This window comes from Dyadobacter sp. CECT 9275, from assembly GCF_907164905.1.
Taxonomy (GTDB): Bacteria; Bacteroidota; Bacteroidia; order Cytophagales; family Spirosomataceae; genus Dyadobacter; species Dyadobacter helix.
Window position 1 is genome coordinate 2,381,822 of record NZ_CAJRAF010000002.1, and the last position, 15,112, is coordinate 2,396,933.

Below are 15,112 nucleotides of genomic sequence, written 5' to 3' on the forward strand. Positions count from 1 at the left end.
CATAGTATCTAATTAAATTGGTTTTGCAGATAGGAAAAATCGCCGGTCGCTTCTGATTCCACCAGGATCTGTTCCCACAACTGCTGATGGGCATCAATATTGTTTTTTTCGGCCAGCTGTAAAATGGACTGTATCTGTAATAATTCGGTCAGGCTGATCAGTCCGCTTTCGTATCTTGACATATACAGATCGTAAGCAAGCCTGGCATTTTTAACCGCTGCCGTAACGTTGACAATCTGCTTCTTTTGCCCCGCGATACGCTTGGTTACCGAGCTCAAATTTGTTTCCAGATCCAGTTTCTGGATGGTGTAACTTGCCTGATCAGCCCTGACTTTCTGCGCTATACGTTTACTTTCAAGACTGCTGTTAAATGCATCTGTAATATTAAAAGTTACGGCAAGACCCACCAGATAATTCGCAGCCCCATTGTTATAGCCTGCCGCCAGGCGGTTGTCGACGAGCCCATCTGGCCCAATGCCACTGCCTCTAAGGGCAAGTCCTCCGATTGCTGAAACCGTCGGAAGTCCCCGGCGACCCGCCAGTGCTGCCTGGGTCCGGCCATATTCGACAGTACTTTCCAGCACCTGCAAATACGGGTGATTCGCGCTAATCTGAATCTGGTCATCTCTGAAAGTCGCAGCATTTAAGTAGGGTCCATAAGCCAGCCCCTGCGCAGTATCGGCTTTCTGCGCAAGCGCTGTCAGCTCCGTCAGATCCGATCCAAGCTTTGCCGTCCACTGCTCCTGAGCAGAAAGTGTCTGCTGATACGATGAAAGCGCCAGAGAACTATCCGCCCCCGGTTTTAAGCCGGCTGCTGATAAACTTGCTGACAATTCAAAAATCTGCTTTGTCCGCGCTGCGTTTTCCAAGGCCCAGATCAAATTAACTTTACTGTTTAGTATATTCAGATACAGCTGTGTAGACCGGGCTCTGAGTTTCAGCTGCTGCGCATTCAGATCACTTGTTGCACGCTCAATCCCCTGATCAGCGGCCTTCATGGCCAAAGTTTTTCTGCCGAATTCAAAAAATTTCCAGTCTGCCACTACCGAACCGAAGGTATTGAAAGCTGCCACAGGTTGTCCGGGCAGCGTGGAAGCCCTGCCATTGGTGTTGATCACGCCCGGCAATGGAAAAAAGGAGCCGCTGCTGCTCTGGTAGCTTCCCATAGAATTCTGGAGCTGCAATTGCACGGAGGGCAAAAAGTTATTATTTCTGGTAAGCTGCTTTACAACCCGGGACTCTTCCAATTGCGCCTCTTTCAAATCGATAACAGGGTAGTCCGAAAGAGTCATGTCCCAGATTTCGGAGAGTCTCAGACCGGTTTGTGCATGCAAAGAAGAACTGACAAGCACCAGTAAAAGGCCTGACAGACAAAGCTTATGCCTTATCATATTTAATCTGTTTAAAATGTAACGACAACAGGCACGGGCTTAGACAACCCGGACATGCGTATTAAATCAGAAAAACAAGAAGGCTCAAATCAGAAGATATCTGTTTTTGATGTAGATAGGACTGCCGCTTGCGGCAGGTAAAACTTTAAACAGATTTGTCAAAGGGACATGGTTGTCACCTGAAAATCCGTCAAAAATCAGCAGAAATGGTAAATAGGAAAGTAAAAAAAGTGAAGCGGATGGCAGCGTGACAGTCGCTGATACCATATGTAGATCCGGATCGGAATACGCTGAGCCTTTTTGATAAGCACACGGCTCGTTTTCTAAAAGTTTTACTGAAACCGGTAATCCCTTATCAATTCTTTCCGATGTGTGCCCTGCGCCCGAATGATTTAAAAGCGCAGTACTCAGCGTTTTCTTGACCTGACAGTTAGACAACAAAAACAAAGCAAAAAACAGAAAGATAACCGCCCTGACAGGCTTGCATCCCTTTATCTCATGTTTTTTGTCGTATTGTTTCACTGAAAAGATTAATAATGCAAGACGAAAAAGTATCTGATTACACCGCCCGACCGTTTGCTTTAATCTTATTAACGCAAACGATCGGGTTTTAGTGAATCAAAATAGTTTTTTCAGAAAAAATTCCTGAAAAATATTACCGTTAATGAGCTGCCGGCTGCTGATCAAATTCTTTAATGTGCTCACCGATGTCAAATACGGGGATATGCGCTCCGACCAAAGAAGCGATCAACGAACTGCCGATCGCACTTCGGTATCCGCCCGCACAGTGCACAGCGATGGGTTTATCAAGAGGTATTTCGTCAATCCTGCTTCTTAAATCAGCCAGTGGGATCGCGAGACTACTGCTGAAAATTTTATTCGCCGATACTTCCGAGGCGTTCCGTATATCAACAATCGTATACTGTTCCTGGTTTTCTTTAAAATTTTCCAGATCCAAGGGCTGCATGATTTGCTCTCCACTTGTTAACACAAAAGCTTCCCGGATTTTGGTTTCGTACCCGATGGATGCCGTGCGCCCTATAAGCCTCTCCAAGGTTTCTCTATCCTGGGCAGCCAGATAAAACTCCTCCGAAGGATCTATCATGCTTCCCAGCCAGGTCTCAAACTTGGCTGCATCCATGATATTGATCGATCCGGACAGATGACCCTTTTTAAAATCCTGCTGGCTGCGGCTGTCTACAATCCATATACCAGTTTCCAGCTGATCAGTTTTTGAATCCGAAACCTTTACCTGAGCGGTACTATCAACAAATCCGGACGCCCCTTTTTTATTCAATTCAACATCAAAAGGAAAATAGGCTGGGATAAAAGGCTGGTCAGATGTCAGCTCCTTTACAAAAGCCTCTTCGCTCATGGGTTGAAGTGACCAGTTTCCTGCCTTTTGCTCCCCCATCGTGCTGGTGGCGGCATCACTTAAAGCCTTTCCGCATAAAGTGCCCGCTCCATGCGCCGGATACAGGATCACATCGTCAGGCAAAAGCATCAGTTTGTCTCGAAGTGAATAATACATTTTGGCCGCCAGCTTTTCTCTTTGCGCGTCCATGTTTCCCCCAGACTCTCTCAGATCCGGTCGGCCACAATCTCCAATGAACAGGGTGTCCCCGCTGAACAAATATTTGGGTTTACCATCATGCTCTAAAAGAACCGATATACTATCATCCGAATGGCCGGGCGTGTTGATGGCCTTCAAAACAATCTTTCCAAAGGCCAGCACATCTCCCTCGTCAAAAGGTGTTAGTTCATATTTAGCCTCGATTTTTTTACTCGCATAAATGGCAGCACAGGTCGTCTGAGCAATCTCCAGATGACTACTCACAAAATCAGCATGGGAATGCGTTTCTATAACGGCAATAATCTCAGCATAATGCTGCTTTGCAAAATCATAATACGGCTCCGGGTTACGCCCCGGATCGATCAATACCACTTTTGATTCACACTCGCTCAGAATGGCATAACTGTAATGCGCCAGAAATTTATCTTCAAACTGTTGGATCTTCATAAAATACTCTTTTTTGCAATTAAGCTGTTCCTTTTAAAATTTTATTCCAGTAAAGCCATGGAAGTACTTTGGTCTTCAGAAGCCACATACTATATCTTTCCTTAGCCTGATTAAATGGAAAGGTTTCCATGGGATTGTTATTATAGTCGAATTCGGCCAGAACCAGCTTTCCGTAACCGGTAACAAGCGGACAAGAACCATACCCAGTATAAACCTGCCCCAATGCCTGTCCCTGCATCAGCGCAAGCAGGTTTTTGACCAGAACGGGTGCCTGCTTACGAATGGCTGCGCCGGTTTTGGAATTAGGTGTACTGCCTGCATCCCCCAGACCAAAAACGTTCCTGAAACGATTGTGCTGCAAAGTATCCTTATCCAGGTCAACCCAGCCAAGAGGGTTACCAATAACTGCCAAAGGACTGTTTTTTATGAAATCAGGTGCTGATTGCGGCGGCGTTACATGGAGCATATCAAATTTCTGGACCACCTGCCGGATTTCTCCGTCCTGATCCCTGGTTTCAAAAAAAGCCATCTGGTTGCGGCCGTCTATTTCAGTCAGGTTGTGATTAAAATGCGTATGTATTCCGTAATTTGCCACCACCTGATTTAGCACATCAGCGTATTTTTTCACCCCGAATATTACGCCACCGCCACTATAAAAGTGCACCTCAGACTTTGATAGAAGACCCTGTTTTTTAAGGTAATCCGCAGCCAGGTACATAATTTTTTGCGGAGCTCCGCCGCATTTTATCGGTGTATTGGGTGCCGTAAATATGGCCTTAACCGGGCGCTTGATACTGCGTAATGTCTGCCAGGTATAGGGCGCAGACGCAAAAGTATAATTGCTGCATACACCAAACTGACCCAGATTCTCCTGGAGCCCCTTGATTTTGCCCCAGTCCAGCTGAATACCAGGTGCTACCACCAGATAATCATAGGTAATTCTACCACTATCCGCACAGGTAAGTGCATTTTGGTCCGGCTCAAAAGTCACAACCCGGTCTTTGATCCAATGCGCCTTTTCGGGAATGCAGTCTGCCTGATCCCTGACCGTTTTTTTTATATCATAAGCCCCTCCACCTACAAGCGTCCACGCAGGCTGGTAATAATGTTTATCGGACGGTTCAATGATACCGATATCGAGCTTACTGTCATGGTTCAATAACCGGGCTGCAACTGAAATTCCCCCGTTGCCACCACCGACAACCAAAATCTGAAAGTGATTTTTCATCATATTAATCGTTTGATTTGTTGGTGTGAAGACCGAATGTTCTATATAACGGGCAAAAACCAATAAAGCTCGTGAGGATAAAAATGCCGGTCACAACCAGCAGAACCACCGCTACGGTACCAGAAATGATATGGGTGAAATAAAGAATCAAAATAGCGACTGCAATCAGTATGCGGAAAACCCGGTCAAATACTCCCATGTTCGTTTTCATTGTCGTTGGATTAGTTTATACTCCAAATCTACCAACGGTCTGATCGCTCAACAGTGACTTATGTCACATAAGCCAATATAAATTTTTTAAAGTATAATACGATAAAAACCAGATCTCACTATGCTATTTTTAGTGTGGAAGCCATGTTTTAACAATTCCATAGGCATAAGTTCCGCCAAGGGCTCCTGCAATAACAATGAGCATCGGCCAGTAACCGTAACCCAGATTGACAAACATCGGTCCCGGGCATGCCCCTGTCAATGCCCAGCCCAATCCGAATATCGATCCGCCAATCAAATAACGCGACCAGTTTTTGTCTTTATCCTTAAATTCTATCGGTTCCCCACTGAAATCTTTGATGTTGAATTTTTTGATCAGAAATACAAAAATGGTTCCTAATACGACTGCCGTTCCAATGATCCCATACATCTGAAAGGATTGGAACCTGAACATTTCCTGAATACGGTACCAGGAAACAGCCTCAGATTTGGCCATGATCACCCCGAATAGAATACCAGTCAAAATAAATTTTAAACCTTTCATAATCTTAGAAAATTAATGGGAACAGAAAATACGTCATCACGAGGCCTCCGATGAAAAAACCAATCACAGCAACAAGGGAAGGAACCTGTAAATTAGAAAGCCCGCTGATGGCGTGTCCGGATGTACAGCCCCCGGCATACCGTGAGCCGAAACCTACGAGCGCGCCTCCGGTCAGCAGGATGAAAAATCCTTTTGGAGATGTGGCGAAATCCTTGCCAAAGAGCTGGGAGGGATTAAGTCCGCCATCAAAGTGAATCCCCAGCCCTTTCAGGTCATTAATCGTAGAGGCCGACAATTGCATCGGATCGGGGGTGCTTAACCATTGGGAAACAATGTAGCCCCCGATAACCGACCCCACTAAAAATAACAGGTTCCATATTTCCTTGCGCCAGTTAAAATCAAAAAATTTGACTTTCTGCCCCGCTCCGGAAATGGAACAGATCGTTCTCAGATTAGAAGAAAACCCAAAGGATTTTCCAAAGTATAAAAGCATGGCCATGATCAGACTGATGGCAAAGCCAGAGATATACCACGGCCAGGGTTGTCTTATCAATTCTAACATATTGTTTTTGTTTTTTGAAAATTGGTTATAAAAATGGAAAAAAGCGGTAGGTGCCGCTGCTGTACCGGCTGTAATCATCATAAAAAGCCATCAGCATTCTCTCTTCATATTTTGATTTAAAGTAAAAAAGCAGCCAAAGAAACAGGGCAATGATTACTTTAATTGTATCAGCGGTATGAAGTCCATACCCGGCGGCGGCCATAATGATCCCTGAATAAATCGGGTGGCGTATGTACCGGTATAATCCGGAGGTGATAAGTTGCCCGTTTTTTACAGGAGACGGAAAAGGGGTCAGGCTCCTTCTGATCTGATATACCGATATGAGTATTACAATCAGACCTGCCAGTGCCAGTAGTCCTCCTGCAATTTCGCCAACCCTGTTCACTGAAAATGTCAGCAGAGAAGGCATAAAAGTGTACAACCCAAACAAAACAAGTTGAACGCTGACAAAGACCATATCTTTGAGTTTTCTCATCCAGATTACAGCGCTATGATCTCATGTGTAATAATATAGATTCCCATCACCAGTATGAACCATCCGAACCCTTTTTTCAGCTGATCTGAATTGATATACTTACTTATCATGCCACCAAACAGGATGCCAGCGATGGCAATTCCAGTGATTCTCAGAAGAAACGGCCAGTCAATTTCAAAATGCCCGATATCTCCTGCAAAGCCGATTAAGGAATTTAACGCAATGATCAAAAGTGAGGTACCCACTGCCTTTTTCATGGGCATCCCCAAAAGCAGGACAAGTGTGGGGATCAATAAAAAACCGCCACCCGCACCAAGAAGACCTGTCGTCAACCCGATTCCGACACCAAATACAAAAAGTCTGATATAGTTATCGCCTGCTTTATCCGGGTGCTGTGTTTTCTGTACCTCCCTGCTGATCATGCCAAAAGAGGCTCCCATCATCAATAATGCAAACAGGATCATCGTTAAGATCGGCTCAGTTACCTGAAAATCGCCAATTTTAAACAGCTGTTTTGGAATCAACGGGATCAGAAACTTTCTTGTCACAAACACAGTCGTTATGGAGGATACGCCAAATAAAAGTGCGGTCCGCACACTTACAGCCCCCTTTTTATAACTATTGAATGCACCTATCAGACTCGTTGAACCTACGATAAATAACGAATAAGACGTCGACAAAAGTGGCGAGATCCCAAATAAGTACACCAGTACCGGTACAGTCAAAATTGACCCTCCCCCGCCGATCAGGCCCAGTGAAATTCCAATAAGTACCGACGCTACGTAAGCTAAAATTTCCATATTAATATTTTAATCATGCAAAGCAAGGACTTTCACTGCTTCGATAAGGTGACTTTTGTCACATAGGCCATTTATTATAGCCGGCGCGCCAGAACATGGATAAAACAAAATATCCGAAGGCGACAAAAGTGCTCTCCGGATATCTCGAATAAAATATAAAACCAACCTCTAATGTTTTTCTTTGGTCACAAAATTAGTAATCAACGGCTCCTGTGTGCTGATCAACTCGTTTTCATGAGGAAAGTTTGAACCTGGCGTCTGAGAGTAAGGGATGTTTTGCGGGATAAAATCCTGCTCGGCGCCAGGCTTACTATAATCGTACGGCCAACGGTAAACAAAGGGAATTTTTCCAGGCCAGTTTCCATGACCTGGCAACAATGGCGTAGTCCACTCCAATGTATTCGAGTTCCATGGGTTTAGCGATGCCTTCTTTCCCAGGAAGATGCTTTTGATAAAATTGAACAGAAAAATAAACTGTGCTATAAAAGTCAGAATGGCGGCCGCACTGATAAAGGCATTCATATCAACAAATTTGGTCGTGAAATCATAGCTGGTAAATGCATAATAACGGCGCGGAAATCCGGCTATGCCCAAATAATGCATCGGAATAAAAGTCATGTAGACACCAACAAAAGTAATCCAGAAATGAATCTGGCCCAGTGTTCTGTTCATCATCCGGCCAAACATCTTTGGGAACCAGTGATAGATACCTGCCATCATGCCAAAGAAAGACGCAGACCCCATGATCAGGTGAAAATGAGCTACAACAAAATAAGTATCGTGCAGCTGTATGTCCAGTGCCGAGTTTCCAAGTATTGCACCTGTGACACCTCCCGAAAACAGGAATGATACCATGCCTATGGAAAATAACATCGCTGGCGTAAAAATAATATTCCCACGCCACAGCGTCGTAATGTAATTGAATCCCTTAACTGCGGACGGGACCGCGATGATAAGTGTCAGAAACATGAATACGGATCCAAGAAATGGGTTCATCCCGGTTACAAACATATGGTGAGCCCAGACAATAAACGATAAAAACATGATGGCCATCATCGAGGCGATCATCGCCCTGTACCCAAAAATCGGCTTTCGCGAATTGGTCGCAATGATATCAGACGTAAGCCCAAGTGCAGGCAGAAAAATAATATAAACCTCGGGATGACCAAGAAACCAGAACAAATGCTGATACAATATCGGAGATCCTCCCACATTAGGTAATGCTTGTCCATTGATATATATGTCCGAAAGAAAAAAACTTGTCCCAAAACTTCGGTCCATGAAAAGAAGTAAAAACGCAGATAACAAAACAGGAAAGGACATCAATCCTATAACAGCCGTAATTAAAAAAGACCATATTGTCAGCGGTAACCGATTAAAAGACATTCCCCTTGTTCTCAGATTTATGACGGTCGTAATATAATTTATGGATCCCAACAGTGTTGAAATCACAAAGAGAGCGAACGATAGAAGATAAAGAGACATCCCCATGCCTGAGCCTGAAATGGCCTGCGGCATCGCGCTTAAAGGTGGGTAAACCGTCCACCCTCCCATAGCGGGACCTGTCTGAAGAAAAAAAGAAGAAAATAAGACAACGCTGGCCGCAAAGAAAAACCAGTAGGAAAGCATGTTCATAAACCCGGAAGCCATGTCGCGTGCTCCGATTTGAAGCGGGATAAGAAGATTACTGAATGTCCCGCTCAACCCTGCCGTCAGAACGAAAAACATCATAATAGCTCCATGCATTGTTACCAGTCCCAAATACATAGAGGGATCAAGTTTCCCGCCGTCGCTAATCCATTTCCCTAAAACTGGTCTTAGCCACCCCAGATTCATTGTAGGAAAACCTAACTGGAGTCTGATGACCATAGAAGCAGCGCCTCCAATCAGTGCCCAGAAAATTCCGGAAAAAAGGAACTGCTTGGCAATGACCTTATGGTCTGTGCTGAAAATATATTTCGTCCAAAAGCTCTGGCTATGTTCGATTTGGTGATCTGTTATCTGAGCACTTACGGGAATGTTGTCTGGATTCTCCATTTTTTGACTTATCGGTTAAAGAGAGGTCAAAATTACCTGGCAGAGTACCGTGATCATATAGTAAAATCAGGGCATCATCGGGACAGATCAACGATATCATGAAATTTGTTTGAACTCAGAAGGAGACATACCAAACTGCTTTTTGAAAAAACGGTTAAAATAAGACGGGTCTTCAAAATTAAGCGCTGTGGCAACTTCTTTAATTGCTACTCCGGTATGAACCAGTAAGCGCTGCGCTTCCATTCCTATTCTTTCATAAATCAGCTGGCTTGCGGTTTTACCCAGGACGCTCTTGCAAAGGAAATTAAGATGGTTTGGCGAAACACTCAAAAGTCCGGCATAGTACATTACCTCTTTATGACTTCGATAATGCCGATCAATTTCCTGTTCGTAACGCTGCACAAGCGCATGCCCCGGGAGGTATGTATGATCCGAAAATTGTCTAAGATAGATACGGTCTGCCTTTTCCAACAGTATGTTAAGGAAAGATAAAATAACCTGATTTCTACGCGCCTGATGGTTTTCAAATTCACTGTAAGCCTGGTGAAACAATAGTGAAATTAATTCCGCCTCATCTTCCAGCTCTATAAGCGGAGACCAGCCCTTTGAATTAAAAAAAGAATAGGTATAAAGGCGCTCAGGATACTGATTGGTAAGAAAATTACTTTCAAAAAAGAGGCTGTATCCTGCAATGTCATCACTCAGTTCCCAGCTATGGACCTGGCCCGGACTCAGAAAATATACCTGACCTTTTTCAATATCATAGCTATGAAGATCGATATGGTGCTTACCAGAACCATTCAGGACAATCATCAGCATATAAAAAGAATGGGAATGTGGCCGATCAACACCTTTTACGCTTTTTGACAATTCTTCAAGCTTAATCATATAAAATAGCTCGTTCTCCCGGCAGGCAGGATACATGCCAAGACAAAATACCGGTAACTTATTTTTTGATTTTTCCATATCCTAACATAAGATGTAGCTTGTGGCCCGTATCTGTGAGATTGCAAATTATAGTATCCGGGATGTAATTGTTCGTGACTTTTGTCACATTGAATGCTAGTTACAAGGCTCATTATCCATAAATACATCCTCCTTAAAATGATGAATGTGCACATAGCGCTATTTGAGCATCACCTGCCGATAAACGGCAAGGTTCGTTTGGGGTAAAGAATTTCTTCCCTACGTGACAATTATCACTGACGGAGCTCTGACTTCTTGCGAAATTTGTATTGTTCATTTAGAAAATCAAAATCAAAAAGGCTATGCGAATCGAACAAATTTATACAGGCTGCCTTGCACAAGGCGCATATTATATTGAAAGCAATGGAGAGGCAGTCGTGATTGACCCGCTTCGCGAAGTAGAACCTTATATTACCCGTGCCGAAAAAGATGGGGCCCGGATCAAGTATGTGCTTGAAACGCACTTCCATGCTGATTTTGTTTCTGGTCACATTGATCTGGCAGAGAAAACCGGTGCAGAGATTGTATTTGGACCAACTGCTAAACCAGCTTTTGCAGCCCATGTGGCTCAGGATGGCGAAATATTGAAAGTTGGTAATATTACGCTAAAAGTTCTGCATACTCCCGGTCACACGATGGAAAGCACCTGTTTTTTGCTCACTGATGAAAACGGAAAAGATACAGCCATTTTCACAGGTGATACTTTATTTATAGGAGATGTAGGACGCCCAGATCTGGCACAAAAAGTAGTGGCAGAGCTAACCCAGGACAAACTGGCCAGGCATTTATTTACTTCCCTGCGGACCAAAATCATGCCTCTTCACGACGATATCATTGTATATCCTGCGCATGGCGCCGGTAGTGCATGTGGTAAAAATATGAGCAAAGAAACAACCGATACGCTGGGCAACCAAAAGTTGTTTAATTATGCTTTACGTGCTGATATGACTGAACAGGAGTTTGTAAAAGAAATAACTGATGGGCTGATGCCGCCGCCTGCGTATTTCCCGGAAAACGTAATGATGAACATCCGGGGATATGACAGTATTGACACAGTACTCGAACGCGGAAACCATGCGCTTAATCCTGATGCCTTTGAGGTTGCCGCCAACGAAACTGATGCAGTTATGCTTGATACCCGCGAAGCGCGGATGTTCGCCCAGGGTTTTATCCCAAATTCAATTAATATCGGCATTGACGGAAATTTTGCTCCCTGGGTTGGTGCGATGATTCCTGATATCAAACAGAAAATACTGGTAATCACCGACGAAGGCCGGGAAGAAGAGGTGGTCACCAGATTGGCTCGCGTTGGGTATGATTACACGATCGGGCATCTGAAAGGTGGTTTTGAAGCCTGGAAAAATGCGGGGAAGGAAATCGATCAGATCGAGTCCGTCACTGCCACTGAAATGGCGGAGCGGATAAAAAATAACCCTTCCCTGACTGTGCTTGATGTACGTAAGGCAAGTGAGCATTTTTCTGAGCATGTAGTCGGCTCGGAAAATATACCATTGGATTATCTGAATGATCACTTCACGGAGATCAGCAAGGATAAAACCTATCTGGTCCACTGTGCAGGAGGCTACCGCTCAATGATTTTCAATTCCATTCTCAAATCCAGAGGATACGACCATCTGATTGATGTACAGGGCGGTTTTAAGGCCATCAAGGAGGCCGGTCTTGTGAAGATAAGCGAGTACGTATGTGCAAGTACAATGTTGTAATGATTAATTAAAAAAGTTAAATACAGGTGTAACAAAGTTAAATTTTGGAAATACGGATAAAACATCCATTGGCTATTCACGATGCTGCTGCGGTGTTACATTTTACAGGTGTAACATCAGCCATAACGGGAATCCCTTGGATTGAGCCCCTGGCCGTTTCACTTTTGACTTGATTGATAAATTATTGCCCGCTTTACCTGATTCAGCGGATAACTACTAAAAAAAATATGGGAATCCTATCATCATTATTCGGATTAAAAAATACAGACTACAAGACACTGATACAGCAAGGTGCTCTCCTAGTTGACGTTCGCTCCCCGCAGGAGTTTGCCAGCGGTCATATCCCGGGAAGTACCAATATTCCACTGGATCAGATCGGAGCAAAAGCAGATATGCTGCTAAAAAAAGCAAAGCCGGTGATCACCTGTTGTCGTAGTGGAACAAGAAGTGGCATGGCAGCGGACATACTTAAATCAGCTGGTGTTGATGCACACAATGGCGGCGCTTGGGACAGTCTCAAACAAAAAATCTAAACAGCAAAGTATGTGATAACGAAATAATCCCCCGTGGCCCGTCTGTCTCCGGGCCACCCAACGGCTTTACTGTACCATGAAGCCAGTCATATCACATAATTTATATTACAACATTGGAGCCAACGAGGATAATTTCAGAGAGGGATTCCAACCTAATTACTAACTCAAAATCAATAAATTAACCCTCCCATTATTTCCCTACCCCCAAAACGACGTAATCCAATAATATGCTCGTCTTTAACTAAAAACGCTACTAATCTGGTTGATACAAGACTCAGCAGGGATTCTCACCCTCGGTTGTTTCCTTTTATCCGACCCTGCTCTTCAACCTATTTTAAATCACTGGAATGAAGACTTTAGTTACAATTTCTAAACTACCTGCTTTACAATTTATATTGTCCTCAAAAACAGTTTGATTATCGTCATCGAGTTACTAAAATACTTGATCAGGTAAAAACAAAACGAGCACCATTTTTTTGTAAGCTTTGTGTACGATATGGTGCATTAGTGATCCATAGTGGAGGATTCGGATAGCTTGACTACTGGATTCCGTAGCAGATTGACCACAACCTGTTTTATTCTTTTCGGAGTTACTATGCAACTAATCAATCATTTAGCCTTATCAATTCCGCCCGAAATTATATGATCTTAATTTCCAAATTGACGTGATCAATGGCTCCGAATTCTCCAATCCGAACGGCACAACAGGACAGCCGCTCGCAGAAGTTGTTGATAAAAAGTAGATTAACTGATGCCGGAACCTTATTCAGGTTTGATTTAAAACCGTGGTATGCATATCATGTAATGCCGGGAGCAGGTTTTTCTCAGGTATAAAAGGTATCCCGAAGGTGTTTTCAGCCAGGGTGTTTTCTATCTTTTGAATTATTTCTACTTCGGCAGCGGCGCGGCTTCTGAGCAATGGGTCGGTTATAGCTGGCAGCATTGAAAGGCTTTGATTGATTATCCATGCATAGGGGACGATACCGGCCCTTTTGAGGTCCTCCTGCAAGGAAGCCGCTTCCCGCATGGGCGTGGTCTCCGGTAACGAAATCAATAATACCTTCGATAGTTCATGGTCCTGCAAAGCCATATAAGGGGTTTTGATTCGGCTTGCATTCAGAGTCGTGTTCCGCAAAACTTCCCTGTGGTAACTTCCGGCAGTGTCCAGTAAGAGCAGCGTATGTCCGGTCGGGGCAGTATCCATGACCACAAATTTTCGTTTTGCATCATTAATGACTTTTGAAAAAGCATGGAAAACCGCAACTTCTTCGGTATAGGCAGATTTGAGATCCTCAAGCAAAAGTTTTTTGCCTTCATCATCCATTTTTTCGTCTTTTTGAGAAAGAACCTTATCAATATACCGCTGCGTTTCCACTTTTGGATCAATACGGTCTATCGTTAAATGATCAGGTAAATCACTAAGTTGATTGATGAAATCCTGAACATGTGCCGCAGGATCTGTGGTTGTCAGATGAACCTCAAATCCTTTTCTGGCCAGTAAAACAGCGATTGCAGATGCAGCGATCGTTTTTCCTACACCGCCTTTCCCCATGGTCATGATCAGCCCATGGTTTTGATGATCGGTAATTTGTTTTACTAAATCATCCAGGCCAGCCAGACCCGGATCAAATTTTGCTTCCTTGTTTATCAATGCACCTAAAATCTGTTTTTGGAGCTCGGGATGCAGCAGTGACCTGAGTTTTTCAATACCCAATACGTTATAAGGCAGTAACGGAAATGTTTCCAGTGGCAGCTTCCGAAGATACGCAGGAATGGCGCTAAGCTGCTCGTCTGCCAGGGCCTGAACTTTCAGCGAAAACAGGTCACCTTTATCCAAAGCTTTAAAAAGCCCGTTTATATACAGCCTTTGATTTTTCATCCCCAGCTCGTTTAATTCCTCGCTCGAGCGGGCGGCTTCTTTAAGCGACGACCCTTCTGCCCGGGATACCAGGTAAAAAGTCGTTTGGGCCGAATCCCGAAGGCGGCTTACTACTTTGTTATATCGCTGCTGATTGCTTTTGAGGGCGAAAGAAGGACCCAGACAAGAAGCACCGTCCGGATTTTCCGAAGTAAAATCTGCCCAGGCGCCCGGTAGTTCGAGTAATATCAATGTATGCCCTGTTGGCGCGGTATCAAAGATGATCACATCAAAGTTACCGCCTTCGGATTCTCCGGATATAAATCTGGAAAACTCGGCAAATGAAGCTATTTCTGTTGTGCAGGCACCGAGAGTCCTTCGTTGATCTTTTTGATCTCGGTTTCAGACAGAATCTCTTTTAATGGCCCGGTAACCCTGCCCCTATACTCTTCCGCCGAAACCTGCGGATAGATATTGATGGCAAAAAGATTTTCTATTCCATTCACCGGACTGATTTTGTCATAGACCTTGCTTTCCAGGACGTCTTCGAGATTGGATGCGGGATCCGTGCTTACCAAAAGCACTTTTCTGCCTTCGTCGGCTAGCTTAACTGCTGTGGCACAAGAAAGAGAGGTCTTACCTACTCCGCCTTTACCCGTAAAAACCTGGTATGGTGTGATCTTGTCTGTCATTTTTGGCATTGAACTTTGTGTCATAATCTGGCGGGGCGGCTTATCAGTTGCTGCTTTGGCGAATCTCCAACT

General features: G+C 44.1%; 14 protein-coding genes. 2 read left to right on the forward strand and 12 right to left on the reverse strand.

Annotated features, from left to right (window positions below):
* Window positions 1-8: 8 nt before the first annotated feature.
* From KOE27_RS17700 to KOE27_RS17745, 10 genes are all read right to left on the reverse strand, one after another.
* Window positions 9-1,391, reverse strand: coding sequence for a TolC family protein (locus tag KOE27_RS17700; RefSeq protein ID WP_215240158.1), 1,383 nt, complete (start codon window positions 1,389-1,391; stop codon window positions 9-11).
* Window positions 1,392-2,052: 661 nt separating this feature from the next.
* Window positions 2,053-3,411 carry an MBL fold metallo-hydrolase gene (locus KOE27_RS17705; RefSeq protein WP_215240159.1) on the reverse strand — a complete coding sequence of 453 codons (1,359 nt, stop codon included), beginning with the start codon at window positions 3,409-3,411 and terminating at the stop codon, window positions 2,053-2,055.
* Window positions 3,412-3,430: 19 nt separating this feature from the next.
* A complete protein-coding gene (locus KOE27_RS17710) occupies window positions 3,431-4,642 on the reverse strand; it encodes an NAD(P)/FAD-dependent oxidoreductase (protein ID WP_310590070.1) in 1,212 nt (403 codons plus the stop codon).
* Window position 4,643: 1 nt separating this feature from the next.
* Complete coding sequence (locus tag KOE27_RS17715) at window positions 4,644-4,850, reverse strand: YgaP family membrane protein (RefSeq protein ID WP_131960015.1); 207 nt, start codon at window positions 4,848-4,850, stop codon at window positions 4,644-4,646.
* Between the two features lie 129 nt (window positions 4,851-4,979).
* On the reverse strand, window positions 4,980-5,393 hold the full coding sequence (locus KOE27_RS17720) for a DUF6691 family protein (RefSeq protein ID WP_215240160.1): 414 nt from the start codon (window positions 5,391-5,393) through the stop codon (window positions 4,980-4,982).
* Between the two features lie 4 nt (window positions 5,394-5,397).
* Window positions 5,398-5,955, reverse strand: coding sequence for a YeeE/YedE family protein (locus tag KOE27_RS17725; RefSeq protein WP_215240161.1), 558 nt, complete (start codon window positions 5,953-5,955; stop codon window positions 5,398-5,400).
* A 25-nt stretch (window positions 5,956-5,980) separates the two neighbouring features.
* Window positions 5,981-6,430: a methyltransferase family protein gene (locus tag KOE27_RS17730; RefSeq protein WP_215240162.1), complete on the reverse strand. Its 450-nt coding sequence runs from the start codon at window positions 6,428-6,430 to the stop codon at window positions 5,981-5,983.
* A gap of 5 nt (window positions 6,431-6,435) precedes the next feature.
* Window positions 6,436-7,230: a sulfite exporter TauE/SafE family protein gene (locus KOE27_RS17735; protein ID WP_215240163.1), complete on the reverse strand. Its 795-nt coding sequence runs from the start codon at window positions 7,228-7,230 to the stop codon at window positions 6,436-6,438.
* 168 nt (window positions 7,231-7,398) lie between these two features.
* Entirely contained in the window at window positions 7,399-9,267 is a 1,869-nt protein-coding gene (locus tag KOE27_RS17740; RefSeq protein WP_215240164.1) for a cytochrome c oxidase subunit I, read from the reverse strand.
* Between the two features lie 96 nt (window positions 9,268-9,363).
* Window positions 9,364-10,233 (reverse strand): AraC family transcriptional regulator, encoded by an 870-nt coding sequence (locus tag KOE27_RS17745; RefSeq protein WP_215240165.1) that lies wholly within the window; start codon window positions 10,231-10,233, stop codon window positions 9,364-9,366.
* A gap of 302 nt (window positions 10,234-10,535) precedes the next feature.
* Here KOE27_RS17745 and KOE27_RS17750 point away from each other — a divergent pair, with 302 nt between their 5' ends.
* Window positions 10,536-11,957 carry an MBL fold metallo-hydrolase gene (locus tag KOE27_RS17750; protein ID WP_215240166.1) on the forward strand — a complete coding sequence of 474 codons (1,422 nt, stop codon included), beginning with the start codon at window positions 10,536-10,538 and terminating at the stop codon, window positions 11,955-11,957.
* Window positions 11,958-12,184: 227 nt separating this feature from the next.
* Window positions 12,185-12,490, forward strand: a complete 306-nt coding sequence (locus KOE27_RS17755; RefSeq protein WP_215240167.1) for a rhodanese-like domain-containing protein — start codon at window positions 12,185-12,187, stop codon at window positions 12,488-12,490.
* Between the two features lie 766 nt (window positions 12,491-13,256).
* On the opposite strand, the gene KOE27_RS29865 is transcribed toward KOE27_RS17755, so the two are convergent.
* Window positions 13,257-14,699 carry an ArsA-related P-loop ATPase gene (locus tag KOE27_RS29865; protein ID WP_310590079.1) on the reverse strand — a complete coding sequence of 481 codons (1,443 nt, stop codon included), beginning with the start codon at window positions 14,697-14,699 and terminating at the stop codon, window positions 13,257-13,259.
* Window positions 14,696-15,064 carry an ArsA-related P-loop ATPase gene (locus KOE27_RS29870; protein ID WP_255573829.1) on the reverse strand — a complete coding sequence of 123 codons (369 nt, stop codon included), beginning with the start codon at window positions 15,062-15,064 and terminating at the stop codon, window positions 14,696-14,698. The genes KOE27_RS29865 and KOE27_RS29870 overlap by 4 nt, the downstream gene beginning before the upstream one ends.
* Window positions 15,065-15,112: the final 48 nt, after the last annotated feature.